The 20,619-nt window shown below is 67.6% G+C and carries 20 protein-coding genes; 9 read left to right on the plus strand and 11 right to left on the minus strand.

Annotated elements, in window-relative coordinates; translation table 11 throughout:
* Positions 1-49: 49 nt before the first annotated feature.
* From RHA1_RS27550 to RHA1_RS27565, 4 genes are all read right to left on the minus strand, one after another.
* Positions 50-679 carry a hypothetical protein gene (locus RHA1_RS27550; protein ID WP_011597787.1) on the minus strand — a complete coding sequence of 210 codons (630 nt, stop codon included), beginning with the start codon at positions 677-679 and terminating at the stop codon, positions 50-52.
* A gap of 185 nt (positions 680-864) precedes the next feature.
* Positions 865-2,304, minus strand: a complete 1,440-nt coding sequence (locus tag RHA1_RS27555) for an HAD-IB family hydrolase (protein WP_011597788.1) — start codon at positions 2,302-2,304, stop codon at positions 865-867.
* Positions 2,305-2,308: 4 nt separating this feature from the next.
* Positions 2,309-4,567 (minus strand): glycerol-3-phosphate 1-O-acyltransferase, encoded by a 2,259-nt coding sequence (locus RHA1_RS27560; RefSeq protein ID WP_011597789.1) that lies wholly within the window; start codon positions 4,565-4,567, stop codon positions 2,309-2,311.
* Between the two features lie 17 nt (positions 4,568-4,584).
* Complete coding sequence (locus RHA1_RS27565; protein ID WP_011597790.1) at positions 4,585-6,039, minus strand: wax ester/triacylglycerol synthase domain-containing protein; 1,455 nt, start codon at positions 6,037-6,039, stop codon at positions 4,585-4,587.
* A gap of 124 nt (positions 6,040-6,163) precedes the next feature.
* Between RHA1_RS27565 and RHA1_RS27570 the strand changes: the two genes are divergently transcribed.
* Positions 6,164-6,607 carry a GNAT family N-acetyltransferase gene (locus RHA1_RS27570; RefSeq protein WP_011597791.1) on the plus strand — a complete coding sequence of 148 codons (444 nt, stop codon included), beginning with the start codon at positions 6,164-6,166 and terminating at the stop codon, positions 6,605-6,607.
* A gap of 50 nt (positions 6,608-6,657) precedes the next feature.
* Positions 6,658-7,152, plus strand: a complete 495-nt coding sequence (locus tag RHA1_RS27575; RefSeq protein ID WP_009478907.1) for a DUF2505 domain-containing protein — start codon at positions 6,658-6,660, stop codon at positions 7,150-7,152.
* Between the two features lie 3 nt (positions 7,153-7,155).
* Here RHA1_RS27575 and soxR read toward each other — a convergent pair whose 3' ends face one another.
* A complete protein-coding gene (gene soxR / locus RHA1_RS27580; protein ID WP_011597792.1) occupies positions 7,156-7,635 on the minus strand; it encodes a redox-sensitive transcriptional activator SoxR in 480 nt (159 codons plus the stop codon).
* A gap of 41 nt (positions 7,636-7,676) precedes the next feature.
* Positions 7,677-8,207: a nitrobindin family protein gene (locus RHA1_RS27585; RefSeq protein WP_009478909.1), complete on the minus strand. Its 531-nt coding sequence runs from the start codon at positions 8,205-8,207 to the stop codon at positions 7,677-7,679.
* Positions 8,208-8,314: 107 nt separating this feature from the next.
* Here RHA1_RS27585 and arcA point away from each other — a divergent pair, with 107 nt between their 5' ends.
* A complete protein-coding gene (arcA, locus tag RHA1_RS27590) occupies positions 8,315-9,532 on the plus strand; it encodes an arginine deiminase (RefSeq protein ID WP_009478910.1) in 1,218 nt (405 codons plus the stop codon).
* Between the two features lie 13 nt (positions 9,533-9,545).
* Here arcA and arsC read toward each other — a convergent pair whose 3' ends face one another.
* Positions 9,546-9,893 (minus strand): arsenate reductase (glutaredoxin), encoded by a 348-nt coding sequence (gene arsC / locus RHA1_RS27595; RefSeq protein ID WP_491731724.1) that lies wholly within the window; start codon positions 9,891-9,893, stop codon positions 9,546-9,548.
* Positions 9,894-9,989: 96 nt separating this feature from the next.
* On the opposite strand from arsC, the gene RHA1_RS27600 reads away from it, so the two are divergent.
* From RHA1_RS27600 to RHA1_RS27615, 4 genes are all read left to right on the plus strand, one after another.
* Positions 9,990-10,673, plus strand: coding sequence for an NAD(P)H-binding protein (locus RHA1_RS27600; protein ID WP_009478912.1), 684 nt, complete (start codon positions 9,990-9,992; stop codon positions 10,671-10,673).
* A 58-nt stretch (positions 10,674-10,731) separates the two neighbouring features.
* Positions 10,732-11,106, plus strand: coding sequence for a GntR family transcriptional regulator (locus tag RHA1_RS27605; RefSeq protein WP_016883479.1), 375 nt, complete (start codon positions 10,732-10,734; stop codon positions 11,104-11,106).
* A 50-nt stretch (positions 11,107-11,156) separates the two neighbouring features.
* Positions 11,157-11,588: a DoxX family protein gene (locus RHA1_RS27610; RefSeq protein WP_011597793.1), complete on the plus strand. Its 432-nt coding sequence runs from the start codon at positions 11,157-11,159 to the stop codon at positions 11,586-11,588.
* A gap of 90 nt (positions 11,589-11,678) precedes the next feature.
* Positions 11,679-13,310, plus strand: coding sequence for a BCCT family transporter (locus RHA1_RS27615; RefSeq protein ID WP_371113087.1), 1,632 nt, complete (start codon positions 11,679-11,681; stop codon positions 13,308-13,310).
* A 116-nt stretch (positions 13,311-13,426) separates the two neighbouring features.
* Here RHA1_RS27615 and RHA1_RS27620 read toward each other — a convergent pair whose 3' ends face one another.
* Positions 13,427-14,935, minus strand: coding sequence for a dolichyl-phosphate-mannose--protein mannosyltransferase (locus RHA1_RS27620; RefSeq protein ID WP_041812488.1), 1,509 nt, complete (start codon positions 14,933-14,935; stop codon positions 13,427-13,429).
* Between the two features lie 74 nt (positions 14,936-15,009).
* Between RHA1_RS27620 and rsmI the strand changes: the two genes are divergently transcribed.
* Entirely contained in the window at positions 15,010-15,840 is an 831-nt protein-coding gene (rsmI, locus tag RHA1_RS27625) for a 16S rRNA (cytidine(1402)-2'-O)-methyltransferase (protein WP_011597796.1), read from the plus strand.
* Positions 15,841-15,857: 17 nt separating this feature from the next.
* Here the strand turns inward: rsmI and RHA1_RS27630 are convergent, their stop codons facing one another.
* From RHA1_RS27630 to RHA1_RS27640, 3 genes are read right to left on the minus strand one after another with little or no spacing between them, the layout of a single operon-like run.
* Positions 15,858-17,093, minus strand: a complete 1,236-nt coding sequence (locus RHA1_RS27630; protein ID WP_050787398.1) for a DUF2786 domain-containing protein — start codon at positions 17,091-17,093, stop codon at positions 15,858-15,860.
* Positions 17,094-17,140: 47 nt separating this feature from the next.
* A complete protein-coding gene (metG, locus tag RHA1_RS27635) occupies positions 17,141-18,700 on the minus strand; it encodes a methionine--tRNA ligase (protein WP_009478919.1) in 1,560 nt (519 codons plus the stop codon).
* Positions 18,701-18,753: 53 nt separating this feature from the next.
* On the minus strand, positions 18,754-19,647 hold the full coding sequence (locus RHA1_RS27640; RefSeq protein ID WP_050787399.1) for an SDR family oxidoreductase: 894 nt from the start codon (positions 19,645-19,647) through the stop codon (positions 18,754-18,756).
* A 35-nt stretch (positions 19,648-19,682) separates the two neighbouring features.
* Here RHA1_RS27640 and RHA1_RS27645 point away from each other — a divergent pair, with 35 nt between their 5' ends.
* A complete protein-coding gene (locus tag RHA1_RS27645; protein ID WP_005255429.1) occupies positions 19,683-20,525 on the plus strand; it encodes a TatD family hydrolase in 843 nt (280 codons plus the stop codon).
* Positions 20,526-20,619: the final 94 nt, after the last annotated feature.

Raw genomic sequence — 20,619 nt, forward strand, 5'->3', positions numbered from 1 at the left:
CTGGCGAGCCGAGTCGACGCGGCCCCGTCGTCCTGCTCCGGTCCGGTGGTTACGGTAGGTCCCCCTCCTCGGGGATGCCGAGTTCGTCGCGCACCGCGGCGAGAAAATCGTCCTGGGCGCTCATCCCGGCCTGGAAGTGGTCGGCGAACTGCTGTTGACGGGTGGACAGGGCGTCCGCAGACACGGCGTCATCCGTCGCGAAGTCGGTGCTCAGCCAGCCGACCGTCTCGGATCCGGCCAGGTATTCGACCACCATCCGCCGTGCCGATTCCACGACCGGTTCCGATCCGATGAGCTCCACCGCCGTGAATTTCGAGCCGAGGACGATGTTCTGTTGCGGTAGCGGACGGAGGACTTCGGCGATCATGGTCATGAGATCGGTTCCGTCGAAATGGTCGAAGGCCACCGAGACGGAACCCGACGTGATACGCACCTCGTTGGCCGCGGTCAGGAGCTCCGAGTAGATCTGCTGCCGCTGCGTTCGCAGGAACTCGTTCGAGGATTGGCTCACCGTCGCCTCCACCTGATTCGACGTGTTCAGCAAGGTGAACACGCCTCCGCACACGGAGCCGATCAGGGTGCCGACGACGGCCATCGAGGCCACGAGCATGCTGAGCCGAAACTCGTGGCGCCGCATATCCGTTCGGTCGGGAGGCGTGACGCCGTCACGCTCGCTCATCGTCCTGCTCCCTTCGATGCATCACCGGTTCACCCCGACTCTCCCGTACGGCCGGCGACCCGTCGCGCGTAGTCGACTACTCGGGTTGCGACACCCCGTGGGGAGCGCTGAACCGGGCCACCAGCGTCGGTAGGCCCCGATCGAGGTTCTCTACATCCCTCGGGAACGTTGTTCGAAGAGATCTTTCAGCGATGCCCGGCGTGCAGGCAGTCCTCGAACAGGGTGCGCACTTCGTCGACGTGCCGGTCGAGATCCGCGAGGTTCCAGCCCTCGGTCGGCACGGGTGCGAGGACGTCGACATCGACGGTGCCGGGGTGCGCGACGAGCGAGTTCCGCCACATCCGTTCGCCCGCGTTGTGGATGACGATCGGCACGATCGGCACTCCCGCCTGCATCGCCAGGTGGAATCCGCCCTTCTTGAACTTGCCGAGACGCGGAGTCGGCGATCGGGTGCCCTCGGGGGCGATCGCGATGGAGACGCCGGACTGCAGTTTCTCCACGGCCGGGCGGAGGGCAGCCCTCGCCTTCGTGCTGTCCGCCCTGTCGATGTACGCGACGTCGAGCAGCGCCCCCACGGGAATGAACCGGGGATCGCGCGCGGCCTCCTTCTTCGCGACGCCGGTGACGTCGCGACGGATGACGCTGCCGATCACCAGCATGTCGAGCGAACTCTGGTGATTGAACATGAAGACCGCGGGCCTGGCCGACCACGCGTTCTCCTTGCCCTTGATGCGCACGTTGATCCCGCAGATCGCGAGCGCGAGATCCGGGCCGAAGCTGCCGACCAGGTTGGCGCCCGTCTGCCGGTTCTGGGTGAGCAGTCCGGCGGAGACGCCGAACGCGGCCGCCCCCATCAGGGCGCCGATCGCAGTGGTGGTGCGGGCGATGGACATCGGGTCGGCGCCGCTCTCCGGAGGTCGCAGATTCACCGACGGCCACCCGTTCTGCCGCGCGGTCGCCGCAAGCTTGCGGTCGGGGTTCAGGGCTACGGGATGTCCCACCGACTTCAGCATCGGAACATCTTCTGCGCCGTTGGAGTACGCGAAGCTGTCACCCAGAACCGCGCCGTGCTCCTCGGCGTATTCGCGCAGTGCCTCGGCCTTGGCCGGGCCCCACAGCGGCGGCGATTCGAGCTTGCCGGTGAGCATCCCGTCCAGCACCGCGGGCCGGGTGCACAGCACGTCCTCGGCGTCGATGTCGAGATCCGCGGCCACCGACAGTGCCTGATAGGGGGTGGCGGAGGTGGCCATCACCACCCGGTGACCGGCGTGCCGGTGCGCGGCGAGCAGTCCGCGGACCTCCGAGAAGATCATCCTCGCGATCTCCTGACGGAACAGCCGCTGCCCCCACTCCTGCATCTCGTCCTCCATGCGCCCGGCCAGGCTCTCCACTCCGATGCGCATCAAATTGCTGACGTCGGCACCCCGGAACCGGGTCTCCACCGCCGCACCCGTGGTGCGCAGAAGCTCTGCCACGCTGATGTCGAAGCGACGCAGGCGGTCCCGGTAGACGACACTCGCGGAGTACCCACTGATCAAGGTGCCGTCCAGATCGAACGCGGCGAGGGTACCCGGTCCGGGAACGGCGGCCGCGATGTCGTCGTGGAGACTGCGGAGATCGCTCATCTACTCACCTACCACCCATCTGGTCGAGATTCTCGTGCGCGATGGCACGGATGCGCAGCACCCGATCGATCAGGGTCTGGAGTTCGGCCTCGAATTCGACGCGCCGGGCCGCCATGTTCTCGGCATTCGGTTCGACCAGGCCCCGGTTCCGTGCCAGCTTCAGCGCGGTCGTGAAGAGTTCGGCCGAAATCGACTCGCTGCTCCCGATCTGCTGCCGGAGACGCCGCTGCTCGGCGAGCGCGAGGCACGAGGTCATGAAGGCCTTCTCGTCGAACTTCCGGTCCACCGGAGTCCGGAGCAGCTGGCCCGCGACCACGGCGTACGCCTCCAGGAACGGTTGCAGAACCCGGTGAGCCAGGTGAATGCGCATCCCGGACAACAGGTTCGCGGCGTGCTGCGGGTCACCCAGATTCGCTTCCCACGCCGGGTCGATGAGATCCAGTTCGGCGCGCAGTTCCTTCCGGAAGCTGTCCTTCTCGCTGAAGAAGAACTCGAACTTGAGGAGATCGCGGATGCGCAGTGCCGCATCCCATCCGTCGTTCAGCGGATCGGTGAACTGCTGATCGACGGCCGCTCGCAGCACCATCTCCGCGATCGCCCGCATCACGAGGAAGTGAATCGTGTTGTTGCGGTAGAACGCTGCCACGAGATGCTGATCCCGGCCGAGGTAGAACACCCGTTCGCTGCCCTGATCGAAACTCCGCAGGACCCCGGAATCGAGATGGGTGCGCACGGCCTTGCGGATCACCTGCGGATCGGTCAGGTCCACATCGCCTGCGGTCGGCAGCGAGCGCGCCGTGATGTAGTCCACGAGTGGTCCCAGGATGGCACCGACCTCGGCGACGGTCAGCGCCCGGTCCTCGATGCCGAGGAACGCGAGCATGACGAGCGAGGACGCCGTGACGGGTGTGACCTCGTTGATGCGGTGGCACACCTCGAACGCCGTCTTCTGCACTGCCAGCCGCAGGTCGTCCTCCTGGCCGAGGTAGTCCGCCAGCGACATCGGCCTGCCGACGTTGACGTGCGCGACACCGTGCCGTTGACCCTGTGCCCGAACGTATCCGAAGAGCCAGCGCAGACTCTCCTTGCTCTTCGCCTGGCCGTGCGCCTCCGCCGCCATCGCCCCGACCTCGTACAGCTGGTCGTAGGTCAGCGACACCGGAACGAGATACACGTCGGACATCCCGCTGTCCCGGAAGGCTTTCGCGAGGTAGTTGAGCAGACCGAACCGCGGCGGCCGCAGTTTCCCGGTGCGGCTGCGCCCGCCCTCGATGTACCACTCGAGGTTGAACCGTTTCGTGAGCAGATAGCGCATGTACTCGCGGAGCGTCCACTTGTAGATCTCGTCGCCTTCGATCTTCCGGCGAATGAACACGGTGCCGCTGCGCTTGCCGATCGGTCCGATCGGCCAGAAGTTGATGTTCAGACCGCCCATCACGTGGTTGAGCGGAAGATCGTTCGCGAGCAGCGCCGGCCGCAACACCAGCGGGTCGAGGTACGAGCGGTGGCTGGGCAGGAACACCAGGGAATGTTCCTTGTTCAGCTCCCGCAGCTCGTCGAGCCGGGTGGTGTCGACGTCGAGGCGGTACGCGCGGGAGAAGTAGCGGCCCAACTGGTCCCACAGCGCGATGGCCCGCCTGCTCTGCGCGGCGACCATCTCGTCCAGTGCCCTACGGGCCCGGCGATCCACTTCGGCGACGGGGAGGTTCAACTTCGCGGACAGCTCCCGGGTGCCGTCGTGGTACCGGCTGGCGTCGGTGATCTCGTCGACGACGAACTTTGACACCTTGTACTGCGTGCCCAGCAGGGTGCGCTCGGCCCGCTCGAGGGTCAGCGCCGCCTGGCGGCGAATGAAATCCGGAAGCGACCCGCCGCCGTTCTCGGCGAGCCGGCGTTCGAGGTCGCTCAGCGGGGCCGGGTCGCCTTCCAGGACCTGGCACCGAGCCGGGTCGTCGCGCATCACCCGGCGCTGCATGTTCTGACCGGGGTGCAGCGGATCGCGCAGCGACAGCGTCTCCCGGAATCGCCGCGCGCCGTCCGGATGGGTCTCCTTCGGCAGCCAGACCACCCGCAGCGGGGTGAGCAGCGGATCATCCTTCCGGCGCACGAGGTCGGCGAGGGCCTGGTCGGTGACGCGGACCGTCGGCGGCGGCTGACCGGAATCGTTCGCCTGCCGCTCCAGCCACGTGCGGAGAACGTCGTCCTCCATGTCGCTCATCGTCTCGATGAGGTAGACCCGTGGCCGTGTCGTGTGCTCGTCCATCGCGCCAGCCTTTCCTTTCACCCGCGGCCCAGTTCGACGATCTCGTCGAGACTGTCCTGCAGGCACTGCATGAACCGCGCCGGCTCGGTGACGGCGGCGGTGTCGAGATTGACGCCGATGCAACACGTGCCGACGTGGGAGACGAGAGTGGCCATGACCGCACAGCCGGGGGCCGGGCCGAACGGGAACATCCGCTCGATCCGGGCACCCGCCAGGTACACCGGAACGGGGACCCCGGCGACGTTGCTGGCCTGCAGATCGAGACCCGTCGACTGCGACAGATACCAGTTCGCCAGCACGACCGTCGGAAGCCGGACCAGGAGCGGGGCGGCCGAATCCAGTAGTCCGAGTGCGGGTTCCTGGCGCAGCCCCAGGATGATCGCGCGCACCTTCTTTACCCGCGCGACCGGGTCGCGTTCACCGACCGGTCCGGCGAATCGGGCCGCGGCGAACCGGTTGCCGCCCGTCGGATCCGCCGCCGAACGCATGCTCACCGGCATGCCCACCGGAATCGTGTCGAGGTCGCGGCCGAACGATTCGTGGTAGCGGCGGAAACCGCCCAGCAGGGCCGCCACGTACGCGTCGTTCAGCGACCCGCCGGCGACGTGGGCGGCGGAACGCAGTTCGTCGACACTCACCTCGAGCACCCCGAACCAGCGTCCGAGTCCGCGGTCGCGCAGCAGGTCCGAACCCGTGGTCGGGGGAGGGGTCACCACCCTCCGGATCGAGTTCGCGTAACCGGCGACCTCCGTGACACTGCCCACCGGGTCGCCGACGACGGTCATCGCCGTCCGCACCGCTCCGCGGATCAGGCCGCCGAGACGGCCGGGGGCGCTGCGCACGTTGTCGAGTGCCTGCTCGAACAGGGCGCCGCCACCCGACATCTGCTCCGGCAACGGCGCGGGCCGATCCGGTTTGTCCGGCGACGGTTCGGGGCGCCTGCTGTGCAGCAGCGTCATCAACTGGATGCCGCCGAGCCCGTCCGTGATGCTGTGGTGCGTCTTCACCACGTAGACGGCGCGGCCGTCGTCGAGTCCCTCGATGAGCATCGCGCTCCACGGCGGCCGGGCGCGGTCGAACGGCTCGGTCGCCATGTGCCTGCACATCCGGAGAGCGTGGTCGAACGTCGCCGGCTCCGGCAGTCGCACCCGCGACAAGTGATAGTCGAGGTCGAACTCGGGGTCGACCGACCACATCGGATTGCCCAGCCGCAGCGTCGGCTCCACCACCCGCATCCGGATACGCGGCACCATGTGCGACGCCCATTCGTGGGCGCGAACCAGCCGGTCCCAGTCCGGCGGTTTGTCGAGCACGTCGACCGCGACGATCGGTGAGCGCAGCTTCGGCTGCACCTCCTCCATCCGCCACATCACGGTCTCGAAGTCGGACATCGTGCGGTCCGCTCCCCAGGCGACGTCGGAGAAATCCACGTCGACGGCACTCGGCGGTATCAGAGGTTCGCCGTCGGCCATGCCCACCCTCATTCGGTTGCTCGAGTTGCCCTCAGCTGCTGCTTTTCCAGTGTGGACCCGCCCCGCAGATCGCGTCCCTGGTTCCGGCGGATTGCGCACCGGACTTTCTGTCTAAGGTGAGGACGTGCCGACTCTCCACCACGCGACGCTCGACAAGATCGACCCGGCCACGCTCTACCGGATCATGGTCCTGCGGACCGACGTGTTCGTCTTCGAGCAGGGCATCGTGTCGGAACCCGAACTCGACGGACGCGACCTCGAACCGACCACCACCCAGTTCTGGGCGGAGGAGGACGGCGAGGTTCTCGCGACACTGCGTGTGCTGGCCGACGAACCGACACTGCACCTCGGACGCGTCGCCACCGCCGCCCACGCCCGTGGGCGCGGACTCGCGGGTCGGCTGCTCGAAGCCGTGTTCGAGGCGTTCCCGGGCCCCGTCGAGATCTCCGCCCAGGCCTACCTCGAAAACTGGTACGGCCGTTACGGTTTTCGCAGAACCGGCGAGAACTACCTCGAAGCCGGCATCGACCACCTGCCGATGAGGCGCTCCGCGCCCGTGCGTGGCTGACGAGTCTCTGGACTCCTTCACCACTCACGGAGTTGTCGTAGGCTGCCGTCATGGCGAAAAGCTTCGAATACTCCGAACAGATCGCGTACCCGATCGACCGGGTGCACGCGACGGTGACGGATCGGGCGTTCTGGCAGCACCGGTTCGAAGAGGCGCCGGAGAAACTCACCCTCGACGACAGCCGCGGCCCCGGCACCCTGACGGCGACGATGCGCGACACCATCGGCGCGTCCTCCCTCCCCGGGCTGGTCCGCAAGGTCGTCTCGGGTGAACTGAAGGTCGAGCGTGCCGACGAATGGGGCGCCCTCGACGGCGACCGCGCCGACGGCCGGATCAGTGGCAGCTCCACCGGGATCCCGGTGAAGATCGAGTGCACGTCGGTACTCCGCGCGTCGGGCGACGTCACCGTCCTGGATGTCGCCGGAGCGGTGCAGGTCAAGATTCCGCTCGTCGGCGGGCAGATCGAGTCCCTCGTCAGGAAGCTGGTCGGCGACATGGTCGGACAGGACCGCGACGCGATCGAGAAGTGGCTCGGCGACAGCTGACACTCACGTCCCGGACGCCGGGCCGTCGAGTTCGACGTCCAATGTGCGGGCGCCCGGCCCTGCCGTGCCCAGCCGGTCGTGGCTGTTGACGATCGCGCAACTCCCGAGCGAGAGGCACCCGCAGCCGATGCAGCCGGTCAGGTTGTCGCGGAGCCGGATCAGCTGCTCGATCCGCTGATCCAGATCCGCATGCCACCGCGTCGAGAGCTTCTCCCAGTCCTTCCGGTTCGGCGTCCGGCCCTCGGGAAGGGTCGCGAGGGCGTCCCGGATCTCGGCCAGCGGAATCCCGACCCGCTGGGCGATGCGGATGAACGCGACCCGCCGCAACGTGTCCCTGCGGTAGCGACGCTGATTGCCGGACGTCCGCCTGCTGGTGATCAGCCCCTCGCGCTCGTAGAAGTGCAACGCCGACACCGCCACGCCACTGCGCTCCGACAGCTGCCCCGGCGTCAGTTCCTTGGCTCTCCATTCGGGCATCTCCACGACAGGCAACCTTTCCGCGGTTACCTGAACAATACTCGAGGTCAGTCGCGGCGGAGATGTCCGTGCAGGTGGTGCGTGAGCGGAGTCAGGTCATGCGCCATCCACAGGTCGTACGTGAGGTCGCCGCCGCGCACCGACAACTGTCGCCGGATGCTGTGCACCGGTTTCGCGTCCGGGGACGCGCTCAGCACCACCATCGACAATTCGATGGTCCCCTCCCGGACCTGACCACGGTGGATCTCGGTGAATCCGGTCGGCTGGGCCACGAGCAGTTCCGCCTCGTCCTCGCCGACGAGCCGCAGAAACCCGGACTCCGAGTGCAACGGCCGACCGCTGCCCGCCTCCCTCGTCCGAGACCGGTACGCCAGGAACGGTTTACCGGTGGGAGCGAATTCGATCTCCTCGGTGTACGCGAAGTCGTCGATCGTCGGGTACGCGCCCTCGCCCTCGCCGCGCCACAGACCGGCGAACGGTGCCAGGGCGGAAGGAACGTACGGAAGTGGCGGCGTGTTCGCAGACGAACTCGCCGCCGCATCCGAGTGCGCCGGCGAGAGAGTCGAGTTCTCGTCCATGAGATACCTCCGCCGTTTCACGGTACTCGCCTGCGGCGCCGAGGGACACGGGCGGCGACGGAGTGTTTGAGCGTGCCTGCCGGGCCCGCCGGCATTACCGTCTAGACATGAACGCGTCCGGTTCTGCACCGCTGGGGGCCAACTCCGAAGTCGGGCAGCTGCGTGCCGTCCTCCTGCACCGGCCCGGGGACGAACTGAAGCGGCTCACGCCCCGCAACAACGACCAACTGCTCTTCGACGGACTGCCCTGGGTCGACCGCGCGCAGGAAGAGCACGACGCGTTCGCGGACCTCCTGCGCAGCCGCGGTGTCGAGGTCCTGCTGCTGTCCGACCTGCTCACCGAGACGCTCGGCGCCAGCGGCGCCGCCCGCATACAGGGCATCGGCGCGGCCGTCGACGCCCGCAAACTCGGGCACACCCTGGCCCAGGAATTGGCCGCACACCTCCGCGGTGTCCCGGCCCCCGACCTGTCCACCATCCTCACCGCGGGCATGACCTTCGACGAACTTCCCGTCGCCGCCAACACGGCGTCGCTGGTCCGGCGCATGCACCACGGCGGCGACTTCGTCATCGACCCGCTGCCCAACCTGCTGTTCACCCGGGACTCGTCGTTCTGGATCGGACCCCGCGTCGCGATCACGTCCCTCGCCCTGCCCGCCCGCGTCCGCGAAACGTCCCTCACCGACATCATCTACGCCCACCACCCGCGTTTCCGCGGCGCCCGGCGCGCCTACGAATCCCACACGGCCCCCGTCGAAGGCGGCGACGTCCTGCTCCTCGCACCGGGAGTCGTCGCCGTCGGGGTGGGGGAGCGCACTACACCGGCAGGCGCCGAGGCGTTGGCGCGCAGCGTCTTCGAGGACGAACTGGCGCACACCGTGCTGGTGGTGCCCATCGCGCAGGCCCGGGCGTCGATGCACCTCGACACCGTGTGCACGATGGTCGACCACGACGCCGTCGTGATGTACCCGATCATCCAGGACACGCTGTCGGCGTTCACCATTCACCGCGAAGACAAGGGTGTGTCGATCCGCGGAGCCGATCCGTTCCTGACCGCCGCCGCCGAGGCCATGGGCATCGGCAAGCTGCGCGTCATCGACACCGGACTCGACAACGTCACCGCCGAACGCGAACAGTGGGACGACGGAAACAACACGCTCGCACTCGCACCAGGCGTCGTCGTCGCATACGAACGGAACGTCGAGACCAACGCCCGGCTCGAGGCGTCGGGCATTGAGGTACTGCGGATCGCCGGTTCCGAACTCGGCTCCGGCCGCGGCGGGCCCCGCTGCATGTCCTGTCCGGTTGCTCGCGACCCGCTATAGGCGCCCGGAGGGCCTAGAGGACCTCGCGGACCTTCTCGGCAGGGCGGGCGAGGACGGTGCCCTTGTCCGTCACGACGATGGGTCGCTCGATGAGGATGGGGTTGTCCACCATCGCTTCCAGCAGTTCGTCCTCGGATGCTTCGGCGAGCCCGAGTTCCTTGAAGACAGTCTCCTTCGTGCGTATCGCCTCGCTCGGCTTCAGCCCGGCGTCGTCGAGAAGTTTGCGCAACCCGTCCCGTGAGGGCGGGGTCTCGAGGTACTTCACGACGGTCGGCTCGATGCCCGCGTCACGGATCAGTCCGAGGACGGTGCGGGACGTGTTGCATCGCTGGTTGTGGTAGATGGTCGCGGTGTTCGCCATACCCGACATTCTGCACCGGGGAACAAACCCGCCCGCAGGGAGCGCTGAACCAGGGGTAGTAACTCGTGAATAGTCGACGAAAGAGGGAGATCGATCATGGCCGAGCACAGGGACGCAACTCCGCGGCGCATCGTCATCGCGGGTGGACACGGGAAGATCGCCCGTCACCTCATCAAGATTCTCACCGCACGCGGTGATCGCGCGGTCGCGCTGATCCGCAACCCCGATCACGAGCACGACGTGGCGGCGCTCGGCGCCGAACCGGTGGTGATCGATCTGGAGACGGCGAGCCCGGACGACGTGGCGAAGACGCTCGTCGGTGCGGACGCCGCGGTGTTCGCCGCGGGCGCAGGCCCGGGCAGCGGTATCGCACGCAAGGACACCGTCGATCGCGGGGCCGCGGTTCTCCTCGCGGACGCCGCCGAGAAGGCGGGAACGCGGCGATTCGTCCAGATCAGTTCGTTCGGGGCGGGGGAGCCGATCCCCGAGGGCACCGACGAGGTGTTCGCGGCCTACCTCGTCGCGAAGACGGCCGCCGAGGAAGACCTGCGCGCCCGCACCCACCTCGATTGGACGATTCTCCGTCCGGGCGGTCTGCTCGACGACGACCCGACGGGTCACGTCACGCTCACCGCGCCTCCTCTCGAGCCCGGCACCGTCCCGCGCGCCGACGTGGCCGCAGTGGTCGCGGCGCTCCTGGACCACCCGGAGACTGCCAAGAAGACGCTGATGCTGACATCCGGCCCGACGCCGATCGAGGAGGCCGTCGCCGCGGTGTAAGCATTGCGGCGCCGCAACCGCGCAACTACGGTCTGATACAACGCGTGGAACAACGGAGGTGGCGCCGGCCGTGGACATCGACATCGATCCGGATTCGTCGACCGCCCCGTTCGATCAGTTGCGATTGCAGATCATCGAGCAGGTGCGCAGTGGGCAGCTGATCGCGGGAACCAAGATTCCCACGGTCCGCGCACTCGCCGTCGAGGTGGGTCTGGCTCCGAACACGGTGGCCAAGGCGTACCGGGAACTCGGCGAGCAGGGTGTCATCGAAACCCGTGGCAAGCAGGGCACGTTCATCGCGAGCGGCGGCGACCCCATTCGCGCCGGGGCCGAGAAGGCCGCAACACGGTATGTGCAGGACCTGCGGAAGCTGGGGGTGTCCGACGAGGAGATCCTCGGCTTCGTGCAGTCCGCTCTCCGCGGCGCCGAATGAGGACGGCGCCGCATCCAGAAGGTGTGACCCCAGAAAGGTAGACACTCGGTATGGCTTCCGCACTCTTCCGCGACCTCGCACTACTGATTGCCCGGATCGGACTCGGCGTCGTCTTCGTCGCGCACGGCTGGCAGAAGTTCTTCGACTACGGAGTGAAGGCCACACAGGCGTCGTTCGCAGACATGGGCGTCCCGCTTCCCGACATTTCGGCTGTTGCGGCCGCCACTATCGAACTCGCGGGTGGATTTGCTCTCATCGTGGGAGTGGCCACGCCGATCGCCGGAATCCTGCTGTTCCTCGACATGCTCGGAGCGCTGATTCTGGTACACGCGGACAAGGGCGTCTTCGTCGCGAACGGCGGGTACGAACTCGTTGTCGCACTCGGCGTCGGGTCACTTCTTCTCGCCGTGATCGGTGCCGGACGCCTCAGCATCGACGGGCTTCTCGGAAGAGGCTCGGGATGGGGAAAAACCGCAGCGTGACGATGCCGTAGGCTGGGTCTCGATTCGGTGTGAAGCGATGGGCTAGCTTGCTTTTACCATCGAAAATGACCAACGTAGTTGTTCATGGCAATGAATACTGATCTGCCTGATCAAGGTTCCGAGACCGCCGACGCGAGCGTCGGCGGAGGGCTCAAACGGGTCGGTGTTCGCACCGACCAAGTCGTGTTCTCCGCCGCTGCCGCCGCGGTCTCGGCAATCGTCGTCTGGGGGCTCGTGGCCCCCGACAATCTCGACTCCACGACCGGCAAGGCACTCGACTGGCTGGTCACCGACATGGGCTGGTTGTTCGTCCTGTCGGCGTCCGGATTCGTCCTCTTCTCACTGTGGCTCGCGTTCAGCAAGTTCGGTCACATCCCGCTCGGCAAGGACGGCGAGAAGCCCGAGTTCCGGACGGTCAGCTGGATCGCGATGATGTTCAGCGCCGGCATGGGCATCGGACTGATGTTCTTCGGTGTCGCCGAACCTCTCGCGCACTACGTGACACCCCCTCCGGGTTCCAACGGTGGCATCGGAACTGCGATGGCCACCACCATGTTCCACTGGAGCCTGCACCCCTGGGCGATGTACGCGGTTGTCGGACTGTCGATCGCGTACGGCTCGTACCGCAAGGGTCGCAAGCAGCTGTTCAGCTCCGCCTTCATCCCGCTGCTCGGCCGTCGCGCCGAGGGGCCGATCGGCAAGTTCATCGACGTTCTCGCGATCTTCGCGACGCTGTTCGGCACCGCCGCTTCGCTGGGCCTCGGCGCACTGCAGATCGGGTCCGGTTTCCAGGTCGTCGGGTGGATGTCGGAGGTCAGCACGTTCCTGCTGGTCGCCATTGTCGCCCTGCTGACCCTCGCGTTCGTGGCATCCGCCGTGTCGGGTGTCGCGAAGGGAATTCAGTGGCTCTCCAACACCAACATGGTGCTCGCCGTCATCCTGGCCCTCTTCGTGTTCGTCGTGGGGCCGACGGTCCTGATCCTCAACCTGCTGCCCACCACGATCGGCGCCTACGCCGCGCAGCTCGCGCAGATGTCGGCCCGCACCGGAGCGTCGTCCGATCCGGCGACCGGCGAATGGTTGTCCTCGTGGACCATCTTCTACTGGGCGTGGTGGATCTCCTGGACCCCGTTCGTCGGCATGTTCCTGGCACGCATCAGCCGCGGCCGGACCATCCGCCAGTTCGTGGTCGGCGTGATCGTGGTGCCGAGCGCCGTGAGCCTCGTGTGGTTCGCGATCTTCGGTGGTGCCGGAATCAGCGAGCAGCGTGACGGAATCGACCTCGCCGGACAGGACACCCAGGAGGGTCAGCTGTTCGGCATGCTCAACCACCTGCCGCTCACCGGCATCACGACCGTCCTGGTGATGATCCTCGTCGGTATCTTCTTCGTCTCCGGGGCCGACGCCGCATCGATGGTGATGGGCACCCTGTCGCAGCGCGGTTCGCTGGAACCGCAGCGCTGGGTGGTCGTGTTCTGGGGTGTGCTCACCGGTGGCGTCGCCGCGCTCATCCTGTGGACCGGCGGCGACACCGCGCTGGACGGACTGCAGACGATGACGATCATCGCCGCGGCGCCGTTCGTCCTCGTGATGATCGGGTTGTGTTTCTCGCTCTACAAGGATCTGTCCCGCGACCAGATGATCGTCGACGGCCGGGAAATGCGGAGAGAGATGCGGAGAGTGGCGGCCAAACGTCGTCGCGACCGGATTTCGTCCCGCTAGAGAAACAGTCTGCGAGCCGCTCGGTGTCCCACGGGACCCGGGCGGCTCGACTCATTCCGGGGTCAGCGCCAGCTGGGATAATTCCGGGGTCAGCGCCAGCTGGGATAATTCCGCGGTCAGCGCCAGCTGGGGAGCCACAGTTGGTGCTGCCACGTGTCCGCGGTGATCGGGACGGCCGTGAGGATCGGCCACAACCAGATGAAGTTGGCGACCACGAGCCCCACATAGAGGCAGACGGCGAGCAGGCCCGTGGTGCGCCGTTCGAACGACGCCTTCGCGCTACCCAGGATGTCGCCGAGGACCAGCGCGAGACCCATCACCATGAACGGCGCCAGGGCCACCGCATAGAAGTAGTACATCTGGCGGTCCAGGGTGGTCAGCCACGGCAGGAACGCGGCGCCGTAGGCGGTGAGGACGGTGGCGTACCGCCAGTCCTTCCGCACCACGGTCTGCCACAGCGCCCACACGAGCATCGGCAGTGCCAGCCACCACATCGCGGGCGTCCCGATGAGCATCACGGCCTTGACGCAACTCGACGCTCCGCAGCCGGTGACGTGATCACCCTCGGCGAAGTAGTACAGCATCGGGCGCAGACCCATCGGCCACGTCCACGGCTTCGACTCCCACGGGTGATGATTGCCCGCCGAATTGGTGAGGCCTTCGTGGAACTCGAGGACGTTGCCGCTGTAGTACCACAGCGACCGGAGCGCGCCCGGCACGAACGACCAGGTGCCGCCCGTCCCGATCTCGTTGCCCACGGCATGCCGGTCCACACCCGTCTCGCTGGCGAACCACGCCCAGTAGCTGGCGAGGTACACGAACAGCGGCACGACGACCAGCGCGTACAGCGCCGGGCCCACATCGCGGACGCCGGCACCGAACCACGGTCGACGCACCCCGTAGGCGCGCCGGGCCGACACGTCGAATGCGACGCTGAGAAGCCCGAAGAACACGATGAAGTAGACGCCCGACCATTTGGTGCCGCACGCCAGACCCAGCATGATCCCGGCGCCGAACCGCCACCAGCGCACCCCGAGTCGCGGACCCCAGTCGCTGTCGCCGATCCGGCCCTCGTCGTACACGCGGGCCATTCGCTCACGGACCTGGTCGCGGTCCACCACCAGGCAGCCCAGAGCGGCGACCGCGAATACTGCCAGGAAGATGTCGAGCATGCCGAGCCGGGACGAGACGAACGTGACGCCGTCCGCGACCAGCAGGATCCCGGCGAGGCCGCCGATCAGAGTGGATCGGGTGAGCCGGCGGACGATGCGGATCACCAGCAGAACCATGATCGTGCCGGCCACGGCGGAGGCGAAACGCCAACCCCAGCCGTTGTAGCCGAAGATCGCCTCGCCCACCGCGATCAGCTGTTTGCCGATCGGCGGATGCACCACCAGTCCGTAACCGGGGTTGTCCTCGAGCCAGCCGCCGGTGAGCACCTGCCAGCCCTGCGGCGCGTAGTGCTTCTCGTCGAACACGGGAGTGCCCGCGTCGGTCGGGTAACCGAGCATCGTGAACCGGGTGATCGCCGCGATCGCCGTGACGAACAGGGTGACCACCCAGCCGCGGGCGCGGTCGACGGGACCGAAGTCGGGGGGCGGCACGAGGGGCGCCGGTCCGACCATGGACGGCTGTCGTGCGGAGGGCGTCGGTCGCTCGTCCGTCAGCATCGTCACGCCGCAATCGTAGGCTGTGGGTCATGACTGGTCGCCTAGTGCTCGCCGCAACACCGATGGGGGACGTGGGTGACGCCTCGCCGAGGCTGCGTACGGCGCTCGGGACGGCCGACGTCGTCGCCGCCGAGGACACCCGCCGCACCAAAGCTCTCGCCTCTGCTCTCGACGTGACGATCACCGGCAAGGTCGTCAGCTTCTACGACCAGGTCGAGACGGCCCGGCTGCCCGCCCTCGTCGCCGACGTCGCGTCCGGCAAGACCGTTCTCCTCGTCACCGACGCCGGCATGCCCTCCGTCAGCGACCCCGGGTACCGGCTGGTGTCGGCGTGCGTGGCCGAGGATCTGGCGGTGACGTGCCTGCCCGGACCGTCGGCGGTGACGACGGCGCTCGCGCTGTCCGGGTTGCCCGTCGAACGGTTCTGCTTCGACGGCTTCCCGCCCCGGAAGCAAGGCCAGCGCAAGACGTGGTTGCGGGCCCTGGTCGCCGAGCAACGCGCGTGTGTGTTCTTCGAGGCACCGCACCGGCTCGCCGACTGCCTGGCAGACGCGGTCGAGGTGCTCGGCGGAACCCGCCGCGCCGCCGTCTGCCGGGAACTGACCAAGACGTACGAGGAGGTTCGCCGCGGCACCCTCGCCGAACTCGCCGAGTGGGCCGCCGACGGTGTCCGCGGCGAGATCACGGTGGTGGTGGAAGGCGCCACTCTCGTCGCGTCCGACCCCGCCGACCTCGTCGACGAGGTGGAGCGACTCGTCGCGGACGGCACCCGGCTCAAGGATGCGTGCGCGCTCGTCGCCACCACCGGCGTGTCGAAGCGGGAACTCTACGAGACGGTGCTGGCCTCCCGGAAGGACTAGGTGCCCTCCGGCGAGCGCTACCGCCGGAGGGCACGCTCTCCGGGAGCCAGCGACGCGTCGTCGGCGGCGGCCTGTCCGGCGTACCAGCCGTTGGCGTCGACAGCCCTGCCGCGCGCCTTCTTGGTACGCGGAAACAGACGGTCGAACTCGGCGTCGACGGCCTCGGATTTGGTGGCCAGAATCGGCAGCAGATCGTCGACAGCGATCGACGCCTCGTCGGCGGCCTCGGCCGTGGCCCGGCTGTCGGCGTCGCGCAACCGCTGGCCGATGCGGCTGGCGAAGCCCGCGAGGAAACCCTTCCGGAACGACGTGGTGCGTGAACCACTGCGACTGTCGGCGTCCGCGAATTGCATTGCGCGCGTTGCCTGCACGAGCAGCGAGGTGAACAGCATGTCTACCTGTTGCAGGTCGAGGGGGGTTCCGACCACGGTCGCGATGGCGAGAGAGCTGAACCACACGGTGCGTACCCGGTTGGAGTCACCGATCTCGGTGAGGAGGTGCACCTTCTCCTTGACATACGGATTCTCCAGGTGGATGCGGCGACTGTGCACCGCCGTGTTGCCCACCCCGTTCTGGGTGTGGAGGAGAGCGGCGTTGATCGCGTAACGCGTCATCAACTCCTGCGCCTTCGCGGTGAAGATCTCGGCCTCCTCCGCGAAATCGGTGGCCTCGGCCTTTGCGAGCAGCCCGCGGATCCTGTTGAGCACCTTCGCGTCGGCCTCGGTCTCGCCCGGCACGGCCGCGGCCGGGTCGGCGACCCGCACGACGGGCCACGTCGACGGCGGGGGAGCGAGCACCGTCCAGCCGGGCAGATTCGTCCACGTCAGTGACAGGTCGGTGAGCTGGTAGACGGAGTGGTACGGGTCTTCGAACAGCAGTCCGGCGGCCAGCGCCCGAACGTCGGGACCGTCGACCGGAACCCGCCCGGCCAGGTGCGACGCACCGGGGTACTGCTCGCCGATGGTGCGGAGTTGCTCCACCCAGTCCCGCGGCGCCCGGTGCGCGGCCCGCGTGCGCTCCGCCTCGTGCAGCACCAGGGCCGCCGCCAGCGCCGCGTCGGACGGCTCCTTCGATCTCCGCGCAAGATGCACGACGTCGGCGGGCTGCCACCCACGCTCGTACGCGGCCGACAACTCACCCATCAGGGTGTGGACCGCCGCGGCGGCCTGGGGGCTCACTTCGTCGTCGAACACGCGCGCTCCGTTCCCGAATCCACCGTGATGAGATCGAATGTATGTTCTATTCGGCGTCATGGGGAGAGTGTGCATGCGGGGTCCGACAAGAACGGACCCCGCACGGATCAGTCCTCCACGTAACGCGGGAACACGCCCGACGGCGCCGGCAACGGGGTGCCCGCCACGATGCGTGTCGAGAGGTCGCTGAACTGCCGGGCATCGGCCTTCTGGCCCAGGAGGTCGAGGATCTTCTCCGCGGCGTCCGGCATCACCGGCTGCACGAGGATGCCGACGATCCGCACCACCTCGAGCGTCACGTACAGCACCGTCGCCATCCGCTCCGGATCCGTCTTCCGCAGAACCCACGGCTCCTGCTTGGAGAAGTACCGGTTGGTCTCGCCGAGAACCGACCAGATCGCCTCCAGCGCGAGATGCAGTGCCTGGACGTCGTATTCGGCGCGAACCCGCCCGAGCAGCGCATCCGCCTGCGCGAGCATCGCCGTGTCGTCCTCGGTCAGCTCGCCGGGGGTCGGGACCTGGGCGTCGCAGTTCTTCGCGACCATCGACAGCGACCGCTGCGCGAGGTTGCCGAGCTCGTTCGCCAGGTCGGCGTTGATCCGGGTGACGATGGCCTCGTGGCTGTAGCTGCCGTCCTGGCCGTAGGAGATTTCGCGGAGCAGGAAGAAGCGCACGGCGTCGAGGCCGTACTGCTCCACCATGGCGACGGGGTCGACGACGTTGCCGACCGACTTCGACATCTTCTCGCCCTTGTTGTAGAGGAATCCATGCACGAAGACGCGCTTCGGCAGTTCGATTCCCGCCGACATCAGGAACGCCGGCCAGTACACGGTGTGGAACCGGGTGATGTCCTTGCCGATGATGTGCAGGTTCGCCGGCCAGAACTTGCCGAACTGCTCGGAGTCGGTGTCCGGGTATCCGGCGCCGGTCAGGTAGTTGGTGAGCGCGTCCACCCACACGTACATCACGTGCTCGGGATGGTCGGGGACCGGAACGCCCCAGTCGAACGTCGTGCGGGAGATCGACAGGTCCTTCAGTCCGCCCTTGACGAAGCTGACGATCTCGTTGCGGCGAGTCGCGGGTGCGATGAAGTCGGGATTCTCCTCGTACAGCCGGAGCAGCTTGTCCTGGTACTCGGACAGCTTGAAGAAGTACGTGGACTCCTCCGTCCACTCGACCGGGGTGCCCGTCTCGGTGGACAGGCGTGAACCGTCGTCCTGCAGGGTGGTCTCGGCCTCGGTGTAGAACGCCTCGTCGCGGACCGAGTACCAGCCCGAGTACGTGTCGAGGTAGATGTCGCCGTTGTCGAGCATCCTCCGCCAGATCGCCTTGCTGGCTTCTTCGTGATCGGCATCCGTGGTGCGGATGAACCGGTCGAAGGAGATGTTCAACGTCTTGTCCATGGCCTCGAACACGTCCGAGTTCCGCGCGGCGAGCTCACGGACGTCGATGCCTTCCTTGGCCGCCGTCTGCTGCATCTTCAGGCCGTGCTCGTCGGTTCCCGTCATGAAGTAGACGTCGAACCCGTCCAGACGCTTGAAGCGTGCGAGGGCGTCCGAGGAGATGTACTCGTAGGCGTGGCCGATGTGCGGGACGCCGTTCGGGTACGCGATCGCCGTCGTCAGATAGAAAGGTGGCCGCGAGGCGGTGGAATCAGCAGCATTCATGGTGCGACCACTCTATCTGCGCGCCGCCGTTTCGTGACGCGCAGATTCGGGTTCTAGGCCTGCCCGGCGCCGTCCTCGTCGGTGACGGTGCGTGACTCGTACGCCGCGCGGGCCGACTTGTTCGTGGACCTGACCTGGTCGGGGACCATGCGGCGGATCGCGAAGTCGCGGGCGAACTGCGGAAAGACGGTGACCAGGCGCGCAAGCGGGCCGACGTACCGGGGGATGGTGACCTCGAACCGGGGGCGGTGGATCACCGCGACGACGGTCTTCGCGACGTCGGCCGGCGTCAGCAGTTTTGCCGCGCCCGTCGCCGTGCCGGCCGCGAGTTCGGTGTCGACGACAGCGGGCATGATCACCGAGATCTGCACGCCCGACCCGCGGAGTTCCTCGCGGACACCGGTCAGGTAACCGAGCACGCCGTGTTTCGTCGCGGCATACGTCGACTCGCCGGGGGGTGCGACCTTCGACGCCAGCGACGCCACCGTGACGATCTGGCCGCGGCCGCGCGCACGCATCGCCGGCGCCGCCAGTCTCACCCCGCGGATGACGCCGTGCAGGTTCACGGCGAGCTGCCGATCCGTCGCGGACTCGGGTTCCTCGTCGAACCTGCCGACCCACATCACGCCCGCGTTGTTGACGAGTACGTCGATCAGGCCCCAGTGGTCCTCGACGGCCGTGAGGAATGCCGCGAACGACGCGGTGTCGGTGACGTCCAGCTCGAGACCCTCCACCGTCCCGCCCGCCCGGCCGAGTTCGTCCGCCGTCCTGCGGGCGGCGGCGCCGTCGACGTCGCCGATCGCGACCCGGGCGCCGGCCAGTGCCAGCTGTCGGGCGACCTCCCTCCCGATTCCCCTCGCGCCACCGGTCACCGCGATCACGCGGCCGTTCATCGAGCTCGAAGTCATGGACACGGCTCCCTCCCCGTCCGGGAGAAAGTACCGCATGTGACACGTGCGGCGGCGGCGTCGACAATGTCCGCATGAGCAAAGACCGTCCCGCCCCGGAAGCCCCCGCGCCGCTGTTCCCGCTCGTCGACTCGCACACCCACCTCGACGCGTGTGGTGCCTCGGACGCCGCGAGCGTCACGGCGATCGTCGACCGGGCCGCCGCGGTCGGGGTGGAGCGGGTGGTCACGGTGGCCGACGACCTGGCGGCCGCGCAGTTCGCCGTCGATGCGGCCCACTGGGATCCCCGCGTCTACGCGGCCGTGGCCATCCACCCCACCCGGGCGAACGTGCTCGACGACGCGACCCGGGCGGAGATCGAGCGACTTGCCGGTGATCCTCGGGTGGTCGCGGTGGGAGAGACGGGACTCGACTTCTACTGGCCCGGGAAACTCGACGGCTGCGCCACGGTCCCCGAGCAGACCGAGGGCTTCCGCTGGCACATCGACCTCGCGAAGCGGCTCGGCAAGACGCTGATGATCCACAACCGGGAGGCCGATCAGGCGCTGCTGCAGGTGCTGCGTGAGGAGGGTGCGCCGGAGACGGTGATCTTTCACTGCTTCTCCTCGGACGCCGAGATGGCGCGCGAGTGCGTCGACGCCGGTTACGTCCTCAGCTTCTCCGGCACCGTCAGCTTCAAGAACGCGAAGGCCCTGCGGGAAGCGGCCCCGCTGGTGCCATCGGATCAGTTGATCGTCGAGACGGATGCGCCGTTCCTCACTCCGCACCCGTTCCGGGGCGCTCCCAACGAGCCGTACTGCCTCCCGTACACGGTCCGGGCGCTCGCCGAGATCCGTGGCGAGGATCCGGACGACCTGGCGAAGGCGTCCACCGCGACCGCCGAGCGCGTGTACGGCCTCCGGCCCGTGAGTGGTTGACGAGTCCCTGGACTCGTCAACCACTCACGGGGCCGAAGGCCCTATGTTGAAGTTTCAAGTTAGAGAACTTAGGATCGCTGCTTGTTCAACTAAC

Source organism: Rhodococcus jostii RHA1 (assembly GCF_000014565.1).
Taxonomy (GTDB): domain Bacteria; phylum Actinomycetota; class Actinomycetes; order Mycobacteriales; family Mycobacteriaceae; genus Rhodococcus_F; species Rhodococcus_F jostii_A.